The sequence below is a fragment of the Avibacterium volantium genome, assembly GCF_049366555.1.
GTDB lineage: Bacteria > Pseudomonadota > Gammaproteobacteria > Enterobacterales > Pasteurellaceae > Avibacterium > Avibacterium volantium_A.
In genome coordinates this window covers 1-23,505 of sequence record NZ_JBMMGT010000023.1, presented here as the reverse complement: position 1 = coordinate 23,505, position 23,505 = coordinate 1, and the positions used below count along the sequence as shown (strand labels likewise).

Here is a 23,505-nt window from a genome sequence, read left to right as displayed (position 1 = left end):
AATAATAAAAAAACCACCGCACTTTAAAATTAAGCCCTCACAACGGAGGGCTTGGAAATTAGGCGGAAACTTTTTTTGCTTTAAACAAGGTGCATAACACAACCATTAGCAATGTTGGCAGTAACCAGGTTAAGCCCTCTTGATGTAATGGCACTTTTTCTAATAGGCTTTGAATAAAGTGCGGTAATAATTCCATATTTTTTAGGCTATCTGTAATACTAAACAAGGCGGTAATGCCAATAATTAAGTTGTAACCTGTGCGGCTAATGCCTAATTTTTCGCGTACCAGCTGCATTGCAACGAGCATAATGGCGATAGGGTAGATCAGCAATAACGCAGGAATTGTAACGCGTAATAAGGTGTTTAGCCCTGTTTCAGAAATAATAATGGTGCTGATGGTAAATAACACCACAAAGAACGTGTAATTTAAACGTGGGTGGAATTTTGAGAAATAGTCCGCACAAGCACTGGTTACGCCCACAAGGGTGGTTAAATTGGCTAAAAGCACGATACCACTCATAATCCAAGAGCCCTCACGCCCAAACAATACGTTCACATATTGAGCGAAAAGCTGTCCGCCATTGCTTGAGGTTTTTGCAACTTGCTCCCCTGTTGCACCTAAATAGAATAAGCACAAATAAAGCAAACTGAGTAGCACAACGGAAACCGTGCCTGCAATCAGCGTGTAGCGCACAATCGCTTTTTTATCTGACACGCCTTTCACTGCCAAAGCACGCGCCACAATACCACCAAATGCCATTGCAGAAAGTACGTCCATTGTTTGATAACCACCGATCAAACCTGTGGCAACTGCTGAATGATCTTGATAAGCGCCACTTGGCTCAACGATCGGAGAAAGCGGATAATTGACCACTTCAAAGGCAACAATCACCAATAAAACAAGCAAAGCTGGCGCCATAAATTTCCCAATACTGGAAATCATTGTGCTGCGCCCAAGCATAAATCCCATACCAATTAAATTAAAAATCGTTACAAAAATAATATGGGAATATTCGCCAGAGAATAAATTCAACGGCTGCCAAGCCATTTCATAAGCCACATTGGTTACCCTTGGCATTGCAAAAGTTGAACCAATCACTAAATACAAAATTGTCCAGAATGTAACGTGCGCCCATTTTGGCAAATCAACCGATAGCGCCTCACCACGCCCTTTTAAGGTAACAACAATCAAGGTGATGAAAGGCATTAACACACCGGTTAATAGAAAACCTAACGCGCCCCAAAACCATACATTCCCTGCGTGATAGCCTTCCATTGGTGGAAAAATAATGTTTCCTGCCCCTAAAAATAGGGAGAAAATCATCATTCCCAAAACAGCAATATCTTTTCCAGATAACATTTTATTAACCTCTAAAAATCAAGTATTTAATTTTATATGAATGAATAAACCAAATGATTTTTCACTAGAAAACCGAGAAGTTATAGGGTTTTATGATTTTTTTGTCAAGGTAGATTTAATTTTTTCAGGAATTATCGCAGAAAATCTGAAAATCACTTAAAAATAAGGGGAAAAATTGGACAATATTTAAAAATTTATCCATCACACAAGAAAAGTAAAAAAGGAATTATGTTTAACCATAATTCCTTTACTGAATAGAAAATATCAAAGGGTTTTCACAAATTTCTTCAAATAAGCACGAAACTCACTGCCCAGTTTAGGGTGATTTACTCCATATTCCACAAAGGCTTGCATATAGCCTAATTTGTCCCCGCAATCAAAATTGCCGCCTGTTTGATAGAAGGCTTCAACGGTTTCTTTTTCAATTAACATATCAATGGCATCGGTGAGCTGAATTTCATCGCCCACGCCCACTGGCGTTTTTGCCAATAAATCCCAAATGCTTGCGGAGAACACATAGCGCCCCACTACAGCAAGATTAGATGGCGCATCTTCCACCGCTGGTTTTTCTACGATGCGTTTAATCTTCGCACTTTCGCCTGGGTTAAACTGCACGCCCTCACAATCGACAATACCATAACTACTGATGTCTTGCTCAGAAACTGGCTCAACCAAGATTTGGCTGGCATTGGTTTCTTTAAAGCGTTTGATCATTGCCGCCAAATTTTCTTTACGCTGATCAGCGCTGAAATCGGTGAGTAATACATCAGGCAGCACCACCGCAAAAGGCTCTTTACCCACAACAGGCAAGGCACATAACACCGCGTGCCCTAAACCTTTGGCATTACCTTGACGAACGTGCATAATGGTTACGTCTTTCGGGCAAATAGAACGCACTTCTTCTAATAATTGGCGTTTTACCCGCTTTTCCAACATTGTTTCCAATTCAAAAGACGTGTCAAAATGGTTTTCAATGGCATTTTTTGAAGAGTGGGTAACAAGGACAATTTCTTTTACCCCTGCTGCCGCGCACTCATTCACCACATACTGGATCAATGGCTTATCCACAAGGGTTAGCATTTCTTTAGGAATGGCTTTTGTCGCAGGTAACATTCGCGTCCCAAGACCTGCAACAGGAATAATGACTTTCATTGGTTTTCCTTTTGTAAAAATTTCTAAAAAAACAACCGCACTTTAATAATGGGGTCGTTGCAAAAATAGCAAAGCGGCTATCTCAGATAGCCACTTTGATAAGCGATGCCGCAAACAAAAGTGCGGTGCTTTTTTCGCAAATTATTGACGTAATAATGCCAGAATTTCTTCTGTTTTTTCCGCCATTAACTCTTTATCGCCACGCGTTTCAAGGTTTAAACGTACCACAGGTTCAGTGTTTGATGTACGCAAATTGAAACGCCAATTTGGATATTCAATACTGATACCATCAATTTCATCTACTGAAATAGCCTCTTTTTCATAGGCGGCACGAACGCGCGCAATCGCCGCTTTGGCATCGGTTAATTTACTATTAATTTCGCCCGGAGATGGGAAAGTATTAATACTTTCATTAACTAATTCGCCTAATGATTTGCCTGTGGTGCAAACTAATTCCATCACTAATAACCAAGGGATCATTCCACTGTCGCAGTAGAAGAAATCACGGAAATAGTGGTGTGCGCTCATTTCCCCACCATAAATGGCATCAACGGCACGCATTTTTTCTTTAATGAAAGAGTGGCCTGATTTCGACATTACTGCCTCACCGCCATTTTCTTCCACCAATTTAACCGTATTCCAAATTAAGCGTGGATCATAAATGATTTTCGCCCCTTTATTTTTTTGCAAGAAGGCTTGACCAAGTAATCCAACAATGTAGTAACCCTCAATAAAGTTACCGTTTTCATCGAATAAGAAACAGCGGTCAAAATCACCGTCAAAGGCAATGCCCATATCCGCTTTATGCTCAAGCACGGCATCAATGGTATCTTGACGATTTTCGTGCAAGATCGGGTTTGGAATCCCATTTGGGAATGTACCATCTGGATTGTTATGCACTTTAATAAATTCCACCGGCACACGTTTTGCCCGGAATTGCGCTTCAATGGCATCAATAACGTGCCCTGCTGCGCCATTTCCTGAGTTAATCACCAATTTCATTGGTTTTAAATTATCTAAATTGATATAAGATAATAAATGCTCAACGTAATCACCTAATACGGAAAGTTGCTTATATTCACCACGTTGCGTAACAGGTGGAAAATTATTTTCCTCTGCTAAGCGTTGAATATCAGCAAGCCCAGTATCCGCACTAATTGGACGTGAACCCTCACGCACCAATTTTAAGCCATTGTAATCCATCGGATTATGGCTTGCGGTTACTTCAATTCCGCCATCGGCTTTAAGAAAAGAAGTGGCGAAGTAAACTTCCTCGGTTCCCGTTTCGCCTAAATCAATCACGTTTACCCCAGAGTCTAATAGACCGTTTGTTACGGCACTTTTTAATTCTTTACTGGTTAAACGCACATCACCACCAACAACGATAGTTTTAGGCTTTAAAAACTGTCCAAATGCTCGACCAATGCGATAGACAATATCCACATTCAATTCATCGCCCAAACGACCACGAATATCATACGCTTTAAAACAAGTTAATTTACCCATAACATCCACTTCCTTTTCTTAATTAAGATGATTGCTCATCTTTTGCTTCTCTAATACGTTGGTAAATTTCTTCTCGATAGACAGACACTTCTTTTGGGGCATTCACACCCACTTTGATCTGATTACCACGAACACTTAATATCGTAATAGAAATCTCATCACCAATGAGTAAGCTTTCGCCAACTTTTCTGGTTAAGATTAGCATACAACCTCCTCATTTCCTTTATTCGACATCCCTATCGATCATTTACCCCTTATATCCAAGGGTACATCACCCCTAAATATTACCGTACTTATGCTCACAACGTGATGACTGAAATGCAAAGTTGTGAGCTACGGCACAAAATTTTTATTTTATAAGTGAGAATTTAACCAGTCAGCGCAAACGGCAAGGGCTTTTTCGACATTCTCAGGTTGTGAACCGCCTGCCATTGCCATATCAGGACGACCACCGCCTTTTCCGCCTACTTGCTGAGCCATCAGATTAACAAGCTCACCTGCTTTGACTTTTGCAGTTAAATCAGCAGTTACGCCTACCACTAAATTTACTTTACCTTCAAATACAGAAACAAAGGCAATCACTGCAGAGCCAAGTTGATTTTTCAAATCATCAACCATCACACGCAGCGATTTTGTTTCCACACCGTCAAGTTGCTGTAATACCACGGAAACACCGTTAATTTTCACCGCACTTTTTGCAATATCCGATCCAGCTTGCATCGCAGCTTTCTCTTTGAGTTGTTGCAATTCTTTTTCTGCTTTCTTCGCTTTGTCTTGTAATTGTTGGATTTTATCCGTCAGCGAAGAAACATCAGATTTTAATAAGTCTGCGCTTTGATTTAACACGCCAAGCTGTTGGTGAAGCCAATCAATGGCAGTTTCGCCCGTTACCGCCTCAATACGGCGAATACCCGCCGCAATGGCACTTTCACTGATGATTTTGAACAAACCAATCTCACCCGTATATTGGGCGTGAATTCCGCCACAAAGTTCAATAGAAAAGTCGCCCATTGTTAAAACTCGCACCTGTTCGGCGTATTTTTCACCAAATAATGCCATTGCGCCTTTTGCTTTCGCTGCATCTAAATCCATAATTTCTGTTTGAATAGGGTGATTAGCACGCACTTGTTGGTTAACTAATTTTTCCACTTCAAACAACTGTTCTTTAGAAATGGCTTCAGGTTGTGCAAAGTCAAAACGCAATAAATTGTCTGATACCAACGAACCTTTTTGCGCAACGTGTTTACCTAACACTTGGCGTAATGCGGCGTGTAATAAGTGCGTTGCGCTGTGGTTTAAGGAAATTTGTTTACGGCGTGCCACATCAACAACGGCATTCACCGATTGTCCAACGCTTAATGTGCCTTCTGCAAGCGCACCAATATGCCCAAATACTTGACCATATTTTTGCGTATCAGTAACGTTAAATAAGAAATCTTGCCCTTCTAAACGCCCTGTATCGCCCACTTGACCACCAGATTCCGCATAAAATGGCGTATTTTCCAAAATTACCACCGCACTTTGTCCTGCGCTGATTTGTTCTACCGGTTTGCCCTCGTAGAAAAGTGCGGTGATTTTTGCGATACTTTCTGACTCGCTATAACCTTCAAATGCGGTTGAACCGTCCACACGAATGACGTTGTTATAATCCATACCAAACTGGCTGGCTGATTGCGCGCGCTGGCGTTGCGCTTCCATTTCACGCTCAAAGCCTGCTTCATCGATAGTGATGCCACGTTCACGGCACACATCGGCAGTAAGATCCAGTGGGAAACCAAAGGTATCATAAAGTTTGAATGCCACTTCGCCAGAAAGCACGCCGTCTTTCACTTGGCTTAAGGCGTCATCTAATAGCGCTAAACCACGCTCTAAAGTGCGCGCAAATTGCTCTTCTTCTAAGCGTAAGATTTTTTCAATATGCGCTTGGTTTTCTTTGATCTCTTGACCAGCTTCCGCCATCACTTCTGCAAGGGTTGGCACAAGTTTGTAGAAAAAGGCCTCTTTCGCACCAAGTAAATGTCCGTGGCGTACGGCACGGCGGATAATACGGCGCAATACATAACCGCGCCCTTCGTTAGATGGCAATACGCCGTCTGCGATCAAATAGGCACAGGAACGAATATGGTCTGCAATTACACGCAAAGATTTATTGCCTAAATCTTTCTCGCCTGTTAATTCTGCTGCTTTTGCGATAAGTGTTTTAAAAATATCAATATCGTAGTTGGAATTAACGTGCTGTAACACAGCGGTGATACGCTCTAAGCCCATTCCCGTATCCACAGACGGTTTTGGTAATTTTTCCATTGTGCCATCTGCTTGGCGGTTGAACTGCATAAATACGATATTCCAGATCTCAATATAGCGATCGCCATCTTCTTCAGGTGAACCCGGTGGGCCGCCCCAAATATGATCGCCGTGATCATAGAAAATTTCGGTACAAGGACCACACGGGCCAGTATCACCCATTTGCCAGAAATTATCTGACGCATAAGGCGCGCCTTTATTATCGCCAATGCGAATAATGCGTTCTGCTGGCACGCCAACTTGGTTGTGCCAAATATCGTAGGCTTCATCATCGGTTTCATACACCGTTACCCAAAGTTTCTCTTTTGGTAAACCTAACCACGCATCGGATGTGAGATATTCCCACGCAAAATGAATGGCGTCTTGTTTAAAATAATCACCAAAGCTGAAATTTCCTAGCATTTCAAAGAAGGTGTGATGACGCGCGGTATAGCCCACGTTTTCTAAATCGTTATGTTTTCCGCCTGCACGTACACAGCGTTGTGCGGTTGTCGCACGGCTGTAAGGGCGCTTGTCTAAACCAAGAAATACATCTTTAAATTGGTTCATTCCCGCGTTGGTGAACAATAATGTTGGATCATTTTCAGGAACAAGCGAACTGCTTGGGACAATTTGGTGTCCTTTACTATGGAAAAAATCGAGAAAAGATTTTCTAATTTCTGCGGTTGTTTTCATTAAATTTTGCCTTATTCTATCTTCATTAAATTCGTTGTGAATTGTGCTATTTTGGCACATTTTTTGCAATTTAGAAAAAACATTTTTCAATCCTAAAAACAAAAAGGACCTGCACTTTTAGTGATGAAATTCTTCATCGCCAAAGTACAGATCACAAGTGAGAATAAATCAGCTAAATTACTATTCTTCGCGTAATGGAACAACTAACATATCAACATTAATAGTATTCATTACTTGGCGAGTAGAAGACATCAATTTGCTCCAGAAATCTTGGTGATGACCGGTTACTAATAAATCCACATCATATTTATCAATAGCGTCAGCCAAAACCTGTCCTAAATCACCGCTACCACTTAATTTCTCTGAAACAGGATAACTAGATTGCTCCGCTAATTGCACCAACGCTTGGTGAGTTTCAGTGGAAATACGGTCTTGCATTGAAGACATATTCACATCAATTAACCCCGTATAAAGATCAGAGAAATTTACATCAACGTGGATAATGGATAATCTTGCCTCATTGCGTTTTGCAACACCCGCCGCTTTTTCCACCAAGAATGCACTTTCTTCAGAAAGATCAACAGCAACTAAAATGTGTTTGTACATAACTAACTCCTTATCTTTTTGAGAGGTTAATCAACTTCTTTTGTGGTAATACTAACACTAGTGCTATAAAAAAAATATGCACTGGATCACGTTTTAGAAAAAACATTTATTTTTATTTGTAAAAAAATAGCAATCCGCTATAAATTTTTACTCAAGCCCGCTAAACATTGTGCTATTATCGCCCCACTTCTTGCACGCCAACCGCAACAAATAAAGGATCAAAATGAACCATTCTATTCAAGATTTTGTACAACTCATTGCCAAACTACGCGATCCAAATGGAGGCTGCCCTTGGGATCTAGAGCAAACTTATCAATCAATGATCCCTTGCTTATTAGAAGAAAGCTATGAAGTGGTAGAAGCCATTGAACAACAAAATACAGCAAATTTACGCGAAGAACTGGGCGATTTACTGCTCCAAGTGGTCTTTTTCAGCCAACTTGCCAAAGAAGATAAGTTGTTCACCTTTGATGATGTGGTTAATGAAGTGGCAGAAAAAATTCTGCGCCGCCACCCACACGTTTTTGGTGAAGAAAAAGCACACAACGAACAAGAAGCGCTCAGCCATTGGAATAAAATCAAAGCACAAGAAAATAAAAACAAAGCTTACCAATCTATTTTGGATAATATTCCGCAATCTTTTCCAGCCCTAATGCGCGCAGAAAAATTACAAAAACGCTGTGCCAAAGTAGGGTTTGATTGGGATAACGTACAACCAGTGATCGCTAAAGTACAAGAAGAATTACAAGAAGTACAAGCCGAGCTTGCTCGCCCACAACAAGATCAGGCAAAAATTGAAGAAGAAATCGGTGATTTGCTTTTTTCTGTCGTTAATTTAAGCCGCCATTTAAAAACTGCGCCAGAAGAAGCCTTACGCAAAGCCAATCAAAAATTTGAACGCCGTTTTCGTCAACTAGAAACCTTAGCAAAACAGCAGGGCAAATCTTTACAAAACAGCACACTAGCAGAACTTGATCTATTGTGGGACGAAGTGAAAAAACAAGAAAACGGGTAAAAATTCCACCGCACTTTAATTTTTCCTCGTTCTTCTTTAATCTCCCGCTAACTTCTCTTTACAAAAACGGGAGATTATTTCTTTATTGCATCAATCCATAAACCATAAAAATAAAAAACGGCGTGTTGTTTAAACACACCGTTTATTTCAAACGCAATTCTTAAAGAAATTAGAAGCCGGCTTGTTTTTCTAATTGTTCAACTAAAGCATCATCAAGATTTAACGCCGTGGCAAGATTAGCAAGAAAAACAATTTCTTTACGATCTAACTCACCGCACACCACACGAGCTGCCAAATAAACTTGTGAAGCCAAAGCAGTGTCGTTGCCTACTTGTTGTGCAATTTGTGAGATAGAAATAGGTTGCTCAATTTGTTGCTGCAACCAGTGATAGACTTCAGGATCATTGCCCGCTTCAGTGATGATGAGTTGTTTTTCCTCATCAGTAATCGCTCCATCAGCGGCAGCCGCTGCAATCATCGTTTGCAAAATTAACTGCCCTGATGTTGCTTTTTCTGCGGTATCCACAAAGGTTTCTTCGCTAAGCGTGGAATCAAGTGCGGTAGAATTTTGTGAATTTTTTTGCTGATATTGTTGATAAGCCTGATAGGCTAAGCTACCTAGTGCCGCAAGAGAACCTAACTTTGTCAGGCTTGCTCCACCGTTACGTCCAAAAATCATTGAAAGCAAGCCTATCGCTGCCGCACCACCACCTACTTTGGTAATTTTATCCGCGGTGGAATTACCGTTCATTGTTTTGCCAAACTGATCTTTAGTCACGTTGAATACTTGATTTAAAATTTGGTTAAAATCCATAGAAGTTTCCTCTCGTTATCATCTTTCCTAATATTGTCAATTTATTCGCCAATTAGTTCATTTTATTTTGCCCATTAGAGAAAGTGCGGTGCATTTTTTGCAAATTTTTTACCAACAAAAAAGCCAGCATCATAGCTGGCTTTCTATTTAAAACAAGTGATTAACCTTGTGAAGAAATGCGTTTCATATCTGTCATATAACCACGCAATTCTTGACCGATTAGCTCAATTGGGTAGTTACGGATTGCGTCATTCACATCGCGTAAGGTGATGTTGTCGATTTCCACGGTTGGTGTTGGCTCTCCCAAATCACCACGTTGTAAATGTTGCATTACCGTTTTAGCTAAAATTGGGGTTGCTACATTGGCGAATAAATAGTTACCGTATTCCGCTGTGTCTGAAATCACCACGTTCATTTCGTATAAGCGTTTACGCGCAATAGTGTTAGCGATTAATGGTAATTCGTGTAAGGATTCATAATAAGCAGATTCTTCAAAAATACCTGCAGAAACCATTGTATCGAACGCCAATTCCACGCCAGCTTTTACCATTGCCACCATTAATACGCCGTTATCAAAATATTCTTGTTCGCTGATTTTGATTCCGTCCGCTTTTGGTGCATTTTCAAAGCCAGTTTTGCCGGTTTCTTCACGCCATTTTAATAGGTTTGCATCGCCGTTTGCCCAGTCTTCCATCATCACACGAGAAAACTCGCCGCTGATAATGTCGTCCATATGTTTTTTGAATAAGAAGTCTAATTCTTGCTTAATTTCTTCCGCAAGTCCAAAGGCACGCAATTTTGCACTGTTAGACAGGCGATCCATCATTAAGGTGATGCCGCCTTGTTTTAGCGCTTCAGTGATAGTTTCCCAACCGAATTGCACCAATTTTCCAGCATAAGCAGGATCTTTGCCGTCCGCCACTAATTTGTCATAGCAAAGGATTGAACCTGCTTGCAACATACCACAAAGAATGGTTTGCTCACCCATTAAGTCAGATTTTACTTCCGCCACGAATGAAGATTCTAACACACCGGCACGGTGTCCGCCTGTGGCTGCCGCCCAAGCCTTAGCAATCGCCATACCTTCGCCTTTCGGGTCATTTTCAGGGTGAACCGCGATAAGCGTTGGCACACCAAAACCACGTTTATATTCTTCACGCACTTCTGTCCCTGGACATTTTGGCGCAACCATCACAACGGTAATATCAGGACGAATTTGCTCCCCCACTTCCACAATGTTCAAACCGTGTGAATAACCTAACGCCGCGCCTTCTTTCATTAAACCCATTACATCTGCAATCACTTTGCTGTGCTGTTTATCTGGAGTCAGATTAATCACTAAATCCGCAGTAGGGATTAATTCTTGATAAGTGCCCACTTTGAAACCATTTTCAGTGGCTCGTTGGAAAGAAGCACGTTTTTCCGCAATGGCTTCAGGGCGTAGCGCATAGCTGATGTCTAAGCCTGAATCACGCATATTTAAACCTTGGTTTAATCCCTGAGCTCCACAGCCCACAATCACAATTTTTTTGCCTTTTAAGAAATTCGCTTCATCAGAAAACTCTTCACGATCCATAAAACGACAGCGACCTAATTGGTCTAACTGTTGGCGTAAATTTAATGTATTGAAATAATTAGCCATTTTTTTATCCTTTTGGTTAAGTTGGTTTACAAAATAATCAATGACAGATTATACCTTTATAAAGATTGCGTAAATTGATATTATTGGAACTTAATGTTGCAGTTTTTGCAATATATAGTTAGTAAATTAATGTTGTTGATCATTCCCCGTGTAAATTGCCTGAGCAAAAATAAAATTTTTAGAAAAGTAACGCCTGAACGCAGCGTAGCGAGTATGGGCTTACTTTTCGTTAAGAAAATTTTATTGGTGCGAAGAACAGCAATTTAGTCGGGGTTCCTTTTTCTTTGCTTACTTTCTTTTGGGAAAGCAAAAGAAAGTAAGGCGCCAACGGCGAAATCCGTTATTCATATAAAAGGAAAAAACCAATGAACTTCCAAGATCTCAAACTCTTCATCGATCTCGCGGAAAACAAAAATTTCGCTAAAACTGCCGGGCAGCATTATATGTCGCCTTCCACCCTTTCACGGCAAATTAAACGGCTTGAAGAAGAACTGGGTGAACCGTTATTATTGCGTGATAACCGCAAGGTTTCGCTCACTCCCGCAGGCGAGCTATTTTTGCAATTTGCTTATCCGCAATGGCAACAATGGCTATCTTTAAAACAGCAATTTCGTTCTAATCAGCAGGAATTGCAAGGGGAGCTACGCCTATTTTGCTCGGTTACTGCCGCATACAGCCACCTGCCACCAATGTTAGAAAAATTCCGCTCACACTATCCGAAGGTAGAAATTCAGCTAACCACTGGCGATCCTGCGATGGCACTTGACTTTATTCAGCGTCAGCAAGTTGATTTAGCCCTAGCTGGACGCCCCGCGCACTTGCCACAAAATGTAATATTTCATCATATTGATGATATAACCCTTTCCCTCATTGCGCCACGCGTTGCCTGTGCCACCACGCAATTATTGCAACAAACACCCATTGATTGGCAAAAAATCCCCTTTATTTTGCCAGTGGAAGGGCCTGCTCGACAGCGGATTGATCAGTGGTTTCAACAGAAAAAAATCAAACACCCGAAAATTTACGCCACCGTATCAGGACACGAAGGGATCGTGTCAATGGTGGCGCTTGGTTGCGGCGTGGCGTTATTGCCTGATATTGTGATCCAAAATAGCCCGCTTAATTTGCAGGTTTCTACTTTAGAGATTGATATTCCTGTACAACCATTCGATTTAGGGATTTGCGTACAAAAGAACTTACTCAATTTGCCCTTAGTTCGTGCATTTTGGCAAATGTTGGGGTAAAGTGCGGTAAGAATTTGGTGAATTTTAGGTGGATTATGGTAAAAGGTATCGGTTTTTCTCTTTTGGCCTCAATGTTGTTTGGCTATATTTATTATTTTTCCACATTATTATTGCCATTAAGCGGCGAAGATATTTTTGGCTATCGTGTTGTTTTTACAGCACCTTTTGTGATTGCCGCCGTGTTCATTTTCCGCCAAAAATATATGTTGATCGCTCACCTAAAACGCATCAAAGCACAGCCTTGGTTATTACTGGTTTTTTTGTTTAACGGTAGCATTATGGGCTTTCAAATGTGGCTTTTTTTATGGGCACCAAACAACGGCGGTGCATTGAGCGTTTCTCTTGGTTATTTGCTACTGCCCCTCGTTTTAGTGGCAGCAGGGCGAATTTTCTTTAAAGAACGCATTTCCCCGCTGAAATTTCTTGCCATCATCATCGCTGCCATTGGCATCGCCTTTAACATTAGCGCAAAGGGCGGACTTTCTTGGGAAAGCATTGCCGTTTGCACTTACGCCGTTTATTTTATGGTTCGCAAATGGTTCGGCTTTAACGACATCACCAGCTTTGCCATTGAAATGGTATTGACCTTGCCCGTGTGTATCTATTTCGCCGCGCAAGTAAACATTGCAGAAGTGCGGTTGGTTAATCCGAATATTTTATCGTTATTATTTCTGCTCGGCTTACTCAGCGGCATTGCCTTTAATGCTTACATCGTTGCCAGCAGCCTATTGCCGATCAACGTGCTAGGATTACTCGGCTACGCTGAACCCATAATGATGCTCGCCGTTTCCCTATTCATCGGAGAAAATATTGACGCCGAAAATTACCCGCTCTTTTTATCTTTAATGATCGGTATGGGGCTGATCATCATTGATGGATTGCGAGCAATGCAACGAAAAACAGTTCCCCCCATTTCCTAAACGCCCTCATATTTTCCATACAAAAGGAAATATAAAGTGCGGTGGGATTTTGCGGAGTTTTTATCGCAACAGGCTACCTTTAATAGAAAGAAACAAAAAGGTAAATCATTCGCCCCAAAAAATCCTAAAAAAGCACCGCACTTTTGTTTTAGCTGCCTAATATCATTTCAATCTCTTCCTGCGCGGCAAACCATTCCATTTCGACTTCGTCTAGCTGTTTTTTGTATTCCGCTTGGTCTTTTAAAAGTGCGGTGAGATTTTCTTTCATTTCTGCTTGGTACAGATCACCGTTGGCGAGTTGTTGCTCAATATCTGCCAGTTTTTGTGATAGGGTTTCCATTTTGCTTTCCCATTGTGCAAGGGATTTTCGCAGTGGAGCAAGTTGTTGGCGAAGCTCGGCTTCTTTGCGCTTTTGTTCTTTGCGATTTATGAGAGAATTGTCGCTTTCCGTTTTTGTCGCGTCTTTCTCTGTTGACTGAGGTTGGCTATTTTGCTCGTTAAGCCATTTTTGATAATCCGCTAAATCGCCTTTAAATTCTTCCACTTGCCCATCGTGAACCAAATAAAACTCATCAACGGTATTGCGTAATAAATGGCGGTCGTGGGAAACAATTACTAATGAACCTTGATAATCCACCAAGGCTTCAGTTAGCGCTTGGCGCATATCTAAATCTAAATGGTTGGTCGGTTCATCTAATAACAATAAATTTGGTCGCTGCCAAACGATTAATGCCAACACCAAACGTGCCTTTTCGCCACCTGAAAAGGTGGCAACAGACTCATTCACTTTATCGCCGTGAAAGGCGAAACTGCCGAGATAGGTGCGTAATTGTTGCTCCGTTTGTTGTGGAGCGAGATGCTGCATATGCCAAAGAGCGCTTTCTTCCGCGCGCAAGGTATCCAACTGATGTTGTGCGAAATAACCAAGTTGTACGCCTTTTGCGAGCTGAATATTGCCAGCAAGTGCGGTGATTTCTCCCGCTAATAATTTGATCAGTGTGGATTTTCCTGCGCCATTCTTACCGAGCAACCCAATGCGTGAACCAGGAACAAGATTTAATTTGATTTGTTTCAGAATTTCCGTGGTTTGCCCATTATTTTCATAACCCGCACTGACTTTCTCCATTGAAAGCAACGGATTAGGCAATGCCAACGGCTCGCGAAATTCAAAGGTAAATGGATTATCCACATAAGCGGGGGCGATAAGCTCCATTCGGGCTAGGGCTTTCATTCGGCTTTGGGCTTGTTTCGCTTTAGTGGCTTTGGCTTTAAAGCGGTCGATGTATTTTTGCAAATGAGCCACTTTTTGCTGTTGTTGGCGGTATAACGCGGTTTGTTGGGCGAGTTTTTCTGCCCGTTGCTTTTCAAAAGAGGAATAATCGCCGGTGTATTCGTTGATTTTTTGATTTTCGATATGCAGAATTTTATCCACAACAGGATCGAGAAAATCACGATCGTGAGAAATCAGCACCAATGTGCCTTGATATTGTTGCAACCAGCGTTCCAGCCAAATTACCGCGTCTAAATCTAAATGGTTGGTTGGCTCATCAAGCAAGAGCAAATCGGAGGGGCATAATAAGGCTTGGGCTAAATTTAACCGCATTCGCCAGCCACCAGAAAAGGCACTCACGGGCTGGCTTAATTCTGCTTGGCTAAAGCCTAAGCCGTTTAATAATGACGCGGCACGGGATTGAATCGTCCACGCGTCAATGGTATCTAATTGTTCGTGAATGCGCGCAATGGCATTGCCATCATTGTTTTGATTGGCTTGCTCTAACTGTTGCTGTAATGCCATATATTGGCGATCGCCTAAAATCACATAATCCAAGGCAGAAATGGCAAGAGATGGGGTCTCTTGATTCACCCAAGCCAGTTGCCAGTTTGCGGGGTAACTCACTTCGCCACCCTCTGCACTGATTTCTTTTTTTAATAAGGCGAGTAGCGAAGATTTACCACAGCCATTTTTGCCCACTAAGCCCACTTTTTGCTTAGGATTAATGGTGGCATTGGCATTTTCTAGTAAGGTCGTTTGTCCACGTTTTAGCGAAAGATTGGTAAATAAAATCATTAAATTTCGGTTTATCTCTGATCAACAAAGGGGTTATTTTCCACGTTTTTATAAAAATTGCCAATCATTCCAAATTTTTATTGGAAATTTTTCAAAAATCATTTTCAACAATGTGATCTAGTTCAATTTTTTTATAACCTAAACAGGATATGATATGAAACGCTGTTTTACATCTTTGAGGTATAAAAATGACAAACGCTGAACTTATGCAAGAGGGCATTAACCTAATGTTTTCGGGAATGGGGTTCGTGCTGGTTTTCTTGTTAATCCTAATTTTTGCCATTGGATTAATGTCGAAACTAGTAAACCGCTTTTTTCCTGAGCCTGTTCTCACCCCGCCTGCACCGATAAAAGCACAATCCACTCAAACAGATGATTTAGAAAGATTACGCCCTATTATTGTGGCAGCGATTGCTCATCATCGCCGTAATCAAGGGCTTTAAATTGATTAATTTGGAGAAAATACAATGACTGTTGAAAAGAAAAAAATTGCTGTAACTGATGTTGTGTTGCGTGATGCGCACCAATCCCTTTTTGCGACCCGTTTACGCCTTGATGATATGTTACCTATTGCTGCTGAACTTGATGAAATTGGCTATTGGTCGCTTGAAGCTTGGGGCGGTGCAACCTTTGACGCTTGTATTCGTTTTTTAGGGGAAGATCCTTGGGTGCGTTTGCGTGAACTCAAAAAAGCAATGCCAAAAACCCCATTACAAATGTTATTACGCGGACAAAATTTGCTAGGTTATCGTCATTATGCTGATGATGTGGTAGATCGCTTTGTAGAACGTGCCGTGCATAATGGAATGAGCGTGTTCCGTGTGTTTGACGCAATGAATGATCCGCGCAATATGCAACAAGCGCTGAAAGCGGTGCGTAAAAATGGCGGACACGCGCAAGGAACATTAAGTTACACCACAAGCCCCGTGCATACTTTACAAACTTGGCTTGATACCACAGAACAACTGTTAGAAATTGGTATTGATTCCCTTGTAATCAAAGATATGTCGGGTATTCTCACACCAAACGAAGCCTATCACTTAGTTAGCGAAATCAAAAAACGCTTTGATGTGCAACTTCATCTGCATTGCCACGCCACCACGGGAATGGCAGAAATGGCCTTATTGAAAGCGATTGAAGCGGGCGTGGACGGCGTAGATACTGCCATTTCTTCAATGAGTGGCACATACGGCCACCCAGCCACAGAAGCCTTAGTCGCCACCTTAAAAGGTACACCTTACGATACAGGCTTAGATATTCAAAAATTAGAGAAAATTGCCGCTTATTTCCGTAATGTGCGGAAAAAATACCATAAATTTGAAGGACAATTAAAAGGCGTAGATAGCCGTATTTTAGTGGCACAAGTACCGGGCGGAATGCTTACCAACCTTGAAAGCCAATTAAAACAGCAAAATGCTTCTGACAAATTGGATTTAGTGTTACAAGAAATTCCAAAAGTGCGGGAAGATTTGGGCTATATTCCATTAGTGACGCCAACTTCACAAATTGTTGGAACGCAAGCGGTGATCAACGTATTAATGGGTGAACGCTACAAAACCATTGCCAAAGAAACCGCTGGGATTTTAAAAGGCGAATATGGCCGCACGCCAGCGCCAGTAAACGCAGAATTGCAAGCGCGTGTGTTAGAGGGTGCAGAACCAATCACTTCACGCCCTGCAGATCACCTTGAGCCAGAAATGGAGAAACTCACGCTCGAAATCAAACAACAAGCCAAAGAGAAAGGCATCAAACTGTCTGACAATGAAATTGATGATGTGCTTATTGTGGCATTATTCCCACAAGTGGGACTGAAATTCCTTGAAAATCGTGGCAACCCTGATGCCTTTGAGCCTGCACCAACGGTGAAACAAGCGCCAGAAAAAACTTCGCAAAAAACCACCGCACCTGTAAAACAATCTGCCGGTGGCGCAGCGGTTTATACTGTGGAATTAGAGGGCAAAGCCTTTGTGGTTAAAGTAAGCGAGGGTGGCGATATTAATCAAATCACCCCAGCTGCAACACCACCAGCTCAACCTGCACAAACCGCACCACAGCCTGCCGCGCCGCAAGCCACACCGCAAGCAGCAAATGGTACGCCAGTGAATGCGCCAATGGCAGGCACCATTTGGAAAGTGGTGGCAACCGAGGGGCAACAAGTGGCAGAGGGTGATGTATTGCTCATTCTTGAAGCAATGAAAATGGAAACCGAAATCCGTGCTTCGCAAGCGGGAACGGTGCAAAATATCAGCGTGAAAGCCGGTGATGCCGTTGCCGTGGGCGATACCTTATTAACAATTGCATAAGTGCGGGGTAAAAATGGAAAGTATTTTGTCTTTACTGCGTGGAATGGGCATTATGCACCTAGAGTGGGGACAGGCGGTAATGATTGCCGTCAGCCTGCTACTCTTGTGGCTTGCCATCGCACGAAAATTTGAACCCCTGTTATTGCTCCCCATTGGCTTTGGTGGATTGCTCTCTAATATCCCTGAAGCAGGCTTAGCAATGACCGCATTGGATAACCTTTTGCATAACGGCACCAGCGAGCAACTTGCCATTGTAGCAAGCAAACTCGGTACCATTGCTGATCCTGCGTCCATTAAGACCGCACTTAACAATGCGCTGCATTCTGTACAAAATGAATTGGAAGTAATGGCTGGGGATATGGGCTATTCCGCAGGCGTGTTGGCGTTGTTCTATAAAGTAGCGATTGGCTATGGCGTTGCACCGCTAATTATCTTTATGGGCGTAGGGGCAATGACCGATTTCGGCCCATTGCTCGCCAACCCACGCACGCTCTTATTGGGCGCTGCGGCACAGTTTGGCATTTTTGCTACGGTGTTAGGTGCGTTAGGTTTAAACTGGCTAGGTATTATCGACTTCACCCTGCCACAAGCTGCCGCAATCGGCATTATTGGTGGAGCAGACGGCCCAACCGCTATTTATCTTGCGAGCAAACTCGCCCCTGAATTATTAGGTGCGATCGCCGTGGCAGCCTATTCTTATATGGCGCTCGTGCCATTAATTCAGCCGCCGATTATGAAAGCGCTCACTTCACAGCAAGAACGCAAAATCCGAATGGTGCAACTGCGTACCGTAAGCAACCGCGAAAAAATTCTTTTCCCGATTGTGCTATTAGTGCTAGTGGCATTGCTCTTACCTGATGCTGCGCCATTATTAGGAATGTTCTGCTTTGGTAATTTAATGCGCGTCAGTGGCGTGGTGGAGCGCTTAAACGACACCGCACAAAATGCGCTGATCAACATCGTTACCATTTTCCTCGGGCTTTCCGTTGGTGCAAAATTGGTGGCGGATAAATTCCTCCAACCACAAACCCTCGGGATTTTATTATTAGGAATGATCGCCTTTGCTATCGGCACCGCATCTGGCGTATTAATGGCGAAATTAATGAACCGCTTTAGCAAAAATCCAATTAACCCATTAATTGGCGCAGCGGGGGTTTCTGCCGTACCAATGGCCGCGCGCGTTGCCAATAAAATTGGTTTAGAAGCCGATCACCAGAACTTCCTATTAATGCACGCAATGGGGCCAAATGTCGCAGGCGTTATTGGATCTGCCATCGCAGCTGGGGTAATGTTGAAATATATTTCAGCAATGATGTGATAAATGTAACCTATAAAAAGGCCACCGCAAAGGTGGCTTTTTTATTCTTTTTTCTCTAAAGAATAATGTTTCTTCGCAAAGCGGAGAATTTTAGTATAAAAGAAGCTCAATATTACACCTAAAATAATAAAATAGATTAGGGCTAAAGACGTATCCAAACTATATTTTTTACTCCAAAAATAGCAGAGATAAAAAATCATTAAACAACAGGCAAAATAAAACAAAAGTACATTACGGCCTTTTACATTTAAGCCATTAAATGGATTATTCGGTTTAATGGTATTTTTATTAATATATAAGGTAGAAAAGTAAACAATAGAAAGTAAAATAATGAGCGATAAAAGCACAAACTCAAGCTCATAGCCTGATACCCAGCCTGATTTTTCAACACGCCTAATCATCATACCACTAAATCCTATTATCATCATATTTAAACATTTTAAGAGTTTTTTCATTGGGTTACCTTAATAATATTTGAAGGAAAAATTCAGCAAAATCGCACCGCACTTTATTTTAGCAAAATAAATTTTTACATTCTATTTTGAGCGATATAACGCTCATCAAATCCTAAAAAAATAACCCACAAAAACGTGGGTTATTTCTATTATTTTTACGGCAATAAACTTTCTAGCTGCCATAATTCAGGATAGGTTTCACGGCGTTTGATAAGATGCGCTTGATCACCGTCCACCATCACTTCAATGGCTCTTGGGCGTGAGTTGTAAGTGGACGCCATACTTGCACCATAAGCCCCCGCTGAACGTTGGGCGATGAGATCCCCTTGGGCGATCGCCAGTTCACGCTGTTTGCCTAAGAAATCAGAGGTTTCGCAAATGGGGCCGACCACATCATAAACTTTTGTTTCGCGCGGCAGGCTGCGATCCACTTCGATAATGTTCATATAAGCTTGATACAACGCGGGGCGGATCATATCGTTCATCCCCGTGTCCACAATGGCGAAATTACGGCTTTCATTGCTTTTTAGGTATTCCACTTTAGTCAGTAAAATCCCAGCATTTGCGGTGATCGCACGCCCCGGTTCGAGGATAATTTCAAGATTTGGGTAATCCTTTAATTTTTCCAATAAGGCTTTGGCATATTCGCTAGGGTGTGGGGCTTCTTCGTTTTTGTAGGTTACACCTAAGCCGCCGCCTAAATCTAAATGCGTAAGCTCAATGCCGTCTTGCTCTAATTGTTTCATTAGCACAATCAGGCGATCGGTAGCATCAAGGAACGGCTGAATTTCCGTGAGTTGTGAGCCGATATGGCAATCCATTCCCGTAATTTTAATGTGTGGTAGCTGGCTTGCGATGCGATACACTTCGCGGGCTTCATCAACATTCACGCCGAATTTATTTTCTTTCAAGCCTGTGGAAATGTAAGGGTGGGTGTGTGCGTCCACATCGGGGTTTACACGCAAAGAAATGGGTGCGATTTTGTTTAAACGTCCTGCTACCTCATTAATGCGATAAAGCTCCGCAAGGCTTTCTACATTGAAACAACGAATGCCCACGTTTAACGCACGTTCAATTTCTTGTTCCGATTTTGCTACGCCAGAAAACACCACTTTGCTCGCGTCGCCACCTGCTGCAAGGACGCGTTCTAATTCCCCTTGCGACACAATATCAAAGCCCGATCCTAGCTTCGCCATAATGTTCAAAATGGCTAAATTTGGGTTGGATTTCACCGCAAAGCAAATGAGGTGAGGGTGATCGCCTAAAGCGTTATCAAAAGCGTGCCAGTGGCGTTCAAGGGTCGCACGGGAATAAATATAAGCGGGTGTGCCGAATTGCTGGGCGATTTCAGCCACGGGCACTTGTTCTGCCATTAATTGATCGTCTTTATACTGAAAAAAATCCATTACCAATCCTTTATTGTTGTTGTGTTTGTGCGTTGTCTTTTTCTGGGAAATACAGTGGGCCTTTCACGCCGCAGCCCGTGGCAGCGAGGGTGATCACCCCTAAAGTTAAACATAAAATCAGTTTTTTCATTGGTGTTTCTCTTGGTTTTTGTGCTTAGATGATAAATCTTATGTATAGTAACGATATTTAGAGAAATTTCTATTCTTTTTTGCACTTTGTATAAATAGCAAAAACTCTCTATAATTCCGCCTTACCTATTTCGCTTATGGAAAAATTATGAACGTTACAGAATTTCATCAAAATATTGAGCAAATTTGGCTCAGCATTGAAGAACAATTAGAAGAGCAAGATTGCGATGTGGATTGCGATACGCAAGGTTCGGTGTTTACTATCACCTTCCCTGATCGCAGCCAAGTGGTGGTAAACAAGCAAGAGCCATTGCTTGAACTCTGGCTTGCCAGCAAAGCAGGCGGTTTTCACTTTGCGTTTAAAGACGGACAATGGATCGCCAATGATGGCAAATTATTCTGGCAATGCTTGGAAGAAGCCTGTCGCGTACACGGCGAGCAAGTGCATTTCGCCTAATGGCTCATTTCATAAATAAACAAAGTGCGGTGCGTTTTTAACCAGTTTTTCGCAAAAATAATGAAAAAAAACACCGCACTTAAGGTTCTGAACGAGGTTTTTGGTTATCAATCTTTCCGCAGCGGACAGGAAGAAGTGATCCAAGCTGCCCTTTCGCAACGGGATAGCCTCGTGATTATGGCAACGGGAAACGGCAAATCCCTGTGCTATCAAATCCCTGCACTTTGTTTTTCGGGCTTAACCCTTGTTATTTCTCCGCTGATTTCGTTAATGAAAGATCAGGTGGACCAACTGCTTGCCAACGGTATTGAAGTGGATTATCTCAATTCCACACAAACCTTTGAGCAACAGCAAATTGTGCAGAATAAGGCGATTTCAGGGCAGCTCAAATTGCTTTATATTTCGCCCGAAAAGGCGATGACCACCAGTTTTTTCCAATTTATTTCTCATTGCCAAGTGAGCTTTATTGCCATTGATGAAGCCCATTGTATTTCTCAATGGGGACACGATTTTCGCCCTGAATACACCCAGCTAGGCGGACTGAAACGCTGTTTTCCTAATGCCCCGATAATGGCACTCACTGCCACCGCCGACAGTGCCACTAGGCAAGACATTCTGCACCATTTGCAACTGAATGACCCGCATATTTACATCGGCAGTTTTGATCGCCCCAATATTCGTTATACCCTTGTGGAAAAATTCAAGCCAATGGAACAGCTCAGCCACTTTGTGCTAGGGCAAAAGGGCAAAAGCGGAATTGTATATTGCAACAGTCGTAATAAAGTTGAACGCATTGCGGAAAGTTTGCGTAAAAAAGGCGTGGCAGCCCAAGCCTATCACGCAGGAATGGAAGCGAGCCAGCGGGAGCAAGTGCAACGTGCTTTTCAGCGGGACAATGTACAAGTGGTGGTGGCGACCATCGCTTTTGGAATGGGGATTAACAAATCCAACGTGCGATTTGTCGCCCATTTTGATTTACCGCGTAGCATTGAAGCCTATTACCAAGAAACAGGACGAGCAGGACGTGATGACTTGCCTGCCGAAGCGGTGCTGTTTTACGAACCTGCCGATTATGCGTGGCTACAAAAAATATTGTTGGAAAAGCCAGAAAGCCCGCAACGACAAATCGAACAACACAAATTAGAAGCCATTGGCGAATTTGCCGAAAGCCAAACTTGTCGCCGTTTAGTGTTGCTCAATTATTTTGGCGAACATCGTCAAACCCCTTGCGGAAACTGCGATATTTGCCTTGATCCGCCGAAAAAATATGACGGCTTAATTGACGCTCAGAAAGTGATGTCCACCATTTATCGCGTAGGGCAAATGTTCGGCGTGCATTATGTGATCGGCGTGCTGCGCGGAATGCAAAACCAAAAAATTAAGGATAACCAGCACGATCAGCTCAGCGTGTACGGCATCGGCAAAGACAAAAGCAAAGAATATTGGCAGTCCGTGATCCGCCAGCTTATTCATCTTGGGTTGGTGCAACAAGTGATAAATCAATTTCATTCCGTGTTACAGCTTACGGAAAACGCACGCCCCATTTTGCGAGGCGAAAAGCCGTTACAACTCGCCACGCCAAGGGTTTCTTCTATTATGACCGCACAAAGCACGCAAAAAAGTGCGGTGCAAAATTACGACAAAGATCTCTTTGCCCGCCTGCGTTTCTTACGCAAACAAATCGCCGACAAAGAAAACATTCCACCTTACATCGTATTCAACGATGCTACCTTGCAGGAAATGGCACAATATCAACCCACCAGCAAGCGTGAAATGCTACAAATCAACGGCGTGGGTGCAACCAAATTAGAGCGCTTCGGACAGGCATTCCTGCATATTATCCAAGAGCATAAATCACTCAGCGCAAAAAACAGCCAACCACTTAAATTATCTAACGAAAAATAACCGCACTTTGTTTTCCCCCTGTTTTCTTCCTTAGCTCCTCTCTTTTTTGTGAACCTGATCACAAAAACGAAACGTATGTAATCAAAATGTTAAAAAATAGTTGACACAAAAAACAGAATTAATAACTATACATAATATTAATAACAATTCTCATTTGTATTACTATTACAATGAAAATACTCACACATATAAAATCTTTCTTTTTCTATATAGGAGTATATATTTT

General features: G+C 42.2%; 20 protein-coding genes. 8 read left to right on the top strand and 12 right to left on the bottom strand.

The genetic code is table 11. From position 1 onward, the window contains the following. Positions 1–58 precede the first annotated feature (58 nt). From brnQ to uspA, 6 genes are all read right to left on the bottom strand, one after another. The gene (brnQ, locus tag ACLS0A_RS08175) at positions 59–1,360 is read right to left on the bottom strand and encodes a branched-chain amino acid transport system II carrier protein (RefSeq protein WP_416083003.1); all 1,302 of its coding nucleotides are present in this window, start codon (positions 1,358–1,360) and stop codon (positions 59–61) included. Positions 1,361–1,624: 264 nt separating this feature from the next. Further along, positions 1,625–2,512, bottom strand: coding sequence for a UTP--glucose-1-phosphate uridylyltransferase GalU (gene galU / locus ACLS0A_RS08170; protein ID WP_416083004.1), 888 nt, complete (start codon positions 2,510–2,512; stop codon positions 1,625–1,627). Between the two features lie 141 nt (positions 2,513–2,653). Further along, the gene (locus tag ACLS0A_RS08165) at positions 2,654–4,018 is read right to left on the bottom strand and encodes a phosphomannomutase CpsG (RefSeq protein ID WP_103854348.1); all 1,365 of its coding nucleotides are present in this window, start codon (positions 4,016–4,018) and stop codon (positions 2,654–2,656) included. 22 nt (positions 4,019–4,040) lie between these two features. Continuing rightward, on the bottom strand, positions 4,041–4,223 hold the full coding sequence (gene csrA, locus ACLS0A_RS08160; protein WP_103854347.1) for a carbon storage regulator CsrA: 183 nt from the start codon (positions 4,221–4,223) through the stop codon (positions 4,041–4,043). Between the two features lie 149 nt (positions 4,224–4,372). After that, positions 4,373–6,997, bottom strand: a complete 2,625-nt coding sequence (gene alaS / locus ACLS0A_RS08155) for an alanine--tRNA ligase (protein ID WP_416083005.1) — start codon at positions 6,995–6,997, stop codon at positions 4,373–4,375. Between the two features lie 180 nt (positions 6,998–7,177). Then, complete coding sequence (uspA, locus tag ACLS0A_RS08150) at positions 7,178–7,603, bottom strand: universal stress protein UspA (RefSeq protein WP_103854345.1); 426 nt, start codon at positions 7,601–7,603, stop codon at positions 7,178–7,180. Positions 7,604–7,826: 223 nt separating this feature from the next. Between uspA and mazG the strand changes: the two genes are divergently transcribed. Next, on the top strand, positions 7,827–8,618 hold the full coding sequence (gene mazG, locus ACLS0A_RS08145; RefSeq protein WP_416083006.1) for a nucleoside triphosphate pyrophosphohydrolase: 792 nt from the start codon (positions 7,827–7,829) through the stop codon (positions 8,616–8,618). A gap of 169 nt (positions 8,619–8,787) precedes the next feature. Here the strand turns inward: mazG and ACLS0A_RS08140 are convergent, their stop codons facing one another. Then, entirely contained in the window at positions 8,788–9,432 is a 645-nt protein-coding gene (locus tag ACLS0A_RS08140; protein ID WP_416083007.1) for a tellurite resistance TerB family protein, read from the bottom strand. 160 nt (positions 9,433–9,592) lie between these two features. Further along, complete coding sequence (gene ilvC, locus ACLS0A_RS08135) at positions 9,593–11,074, bottom strand: ketol-acid reductoisomerase (RefSeq protein WP_416083008.1); 1,482 nt, start codon at positions 11,072–11,074, stop codon at positions 9,593–9,595. Positions 11,075–11,439: 365 nt separating this feature from the next. Between ilvC and ilvY the strand changes: the two genes are divergently transcribed. After that, the gene (ilvY, locus tag ACLS0A_RS08130; protein WP_416083009.1) at positions 11,440–12,318 is read left to right on the top strand and encodes an HTH-type transcriptional activator IlvY; all 879 of its coding nucleotides are present in this window, start codon (positions 11,440–11,442) and stop codon (positions 12,316–12,318) included. Positions 12,319–12,353: 35 nt separating this feature from the next. Continuing rightward, on the top strand, positions 12,354–13,238 hold the full coding sequence (gene rarD, locus ACLS0A_RS08125; RefSeq protein WP_126370973.1) for an EamA family transporter RarD: 885 nt from the start codon (positions 12,354–12,356) through the stop codon (positions 13,236–13,238). Positions 13,239–13,386: 148 nt separating this feature from the next. On the opposite strand, the gene ACLS0A_RS08120 is transcribed toward rarD, so the two are convergent. Then, positions 13,387–15,306, bottom strand: a complete 1,920-nt coding sequence (locus ACLS0A_RS08120) for an ABC transporter ATP-binding protein (RefSeq protein WP_416083010.1) — start codon at positions 15,304–15,306, stop codon at positions 13,387–13,389. A 188-nt stretch (positions 15,307–15,494) separates the two neighbouring features. On the opposite strand from ACLS0A_RS08120, the gene ACLS0A_RS08115 reads away from it, so the two are divergent. Genes ACLS0A_RS08115 through ACLS0A_RS08105 form a run of 3 tightly spaced genes read left to right on the top strand, consistent with a single transcriptional unit; the run spans position 15,495 to position 18,927 of the window. Continuing rightward, positions 15,495–15,749 (top strand): oxaloacetate decarboxylase subunit gamma, encoded by a 255-nt coding sequence (locus ACLS0A_RS08115; protein ID WP_035688694.1) that lies wholly within the window; start codon positions 15,495–15,497, stop codon positions 15,747–15,749. Positions 15,750–15,773: 24 nt separating this feature from the next. Further along, a complete protein-coding gene (oadA, locus tag ACLS0A_RS08110) occupies positions 15,774–17,609 on the top strand; it encodes a sodium-extruding oxaloacetate decarboxylase subunit alpha (RefSeq protein WP_416083011.1) in 1,836 nt (611 codons plus the stop codon). A gap of 13 nt (positions 17,610–17,622) precedes the next feature. After that, positions 17,623–18,927 carry a sodium ion-translocating decarboxylase subunit beta gene (locus ACLS0A_RS08105; RefSeq protein ID WP_416083013.1) on the top strand — a complete coding sequence of 435 codons (1,305 nt, stop codon included), beginning with the start codon at positions 17,623–17,625 and terminating at the stop codon, positions 18,925–18,927. A 41-nt stretch (positions 18,928–18,968) separates the two neighbouring features. Here the strand turns inward: ACLS0A_RS08105 and ACLS0A_RS08100 are convergent, their stop codons facing one another. The 3 genes from ACLS0A_RS08100 to lptM form a co-directional block, all read right to left on the bottom strand. Then, entirely contained in the window at positions 18,969–19,382 is a 414-nt protein-coding gene (locus tag ACLS0A_RS08100; protein ID WP_416083014.1) for a hypothetical protein, read from the bottom strand. Positions 19,383–19,537: 155 nt separating this feature from the next. Next, a complete protein-coding gene (gene lysA / locus ACLS0A_RS08095) occupies positions 19,538–20,788 on the bottom strand; it encodes a diaminopimelate decarboxylase (RefSeq protein WP_416083015.1) in 1,251 nt (416 codons plus the stop codon). 10 nt (positions 20,789–20,798) lie between these two features. After that, positions 20,799–20,918 carry an LPS translocon maturation chaperone LptM gene (lptM, locus tag ACLS0A_RS08090; RefSeq protein ID WP_264244790.1) on the bottom strand — a complete coding sequence of 40 codons (120 nt, stop codon included), beginning with the start codon at positions 20,916–20,918 and terminating at the stop codon, positions 20,799–20,801. 147 nt (positions 20,919–21,065) lie between these two features. Here lptM and cyaY point away from each other — a divergent pair, with 147 nt between their 5' ends. Together cyaY and recQ are read left to right on the top strand one after the other, a co-directional pair. Next, the gene (cyaY, locus tag ACLS0A_RS08085; RefSeq protein ID WP_017806692.1) at positions 21,066–21,374 is read left to right on the top strand and encodes an iron donor protein CyaY; all 309 of its coding nucleotides are present in this window, start codon (positions 21,066–21,068) and stop codon (positions 21,372–21,374) included. A 60-nt stretch (positions 21,375–21,434) separates the two neighbouring features. Further along, positions 21,435–23,279, top strand: coding sequence for an ATP-dependent DNA helicase RecQ (recQ, locus tag ACLS0A_RS08080; RefSeq protein ID WP_416083016.1), 1,845 nt, complete (start codon positions 21,435–21,437; stop codon positions 23,277–23,279). Positions 23,280–23,505: the final 226 nt, after the last annotated feature.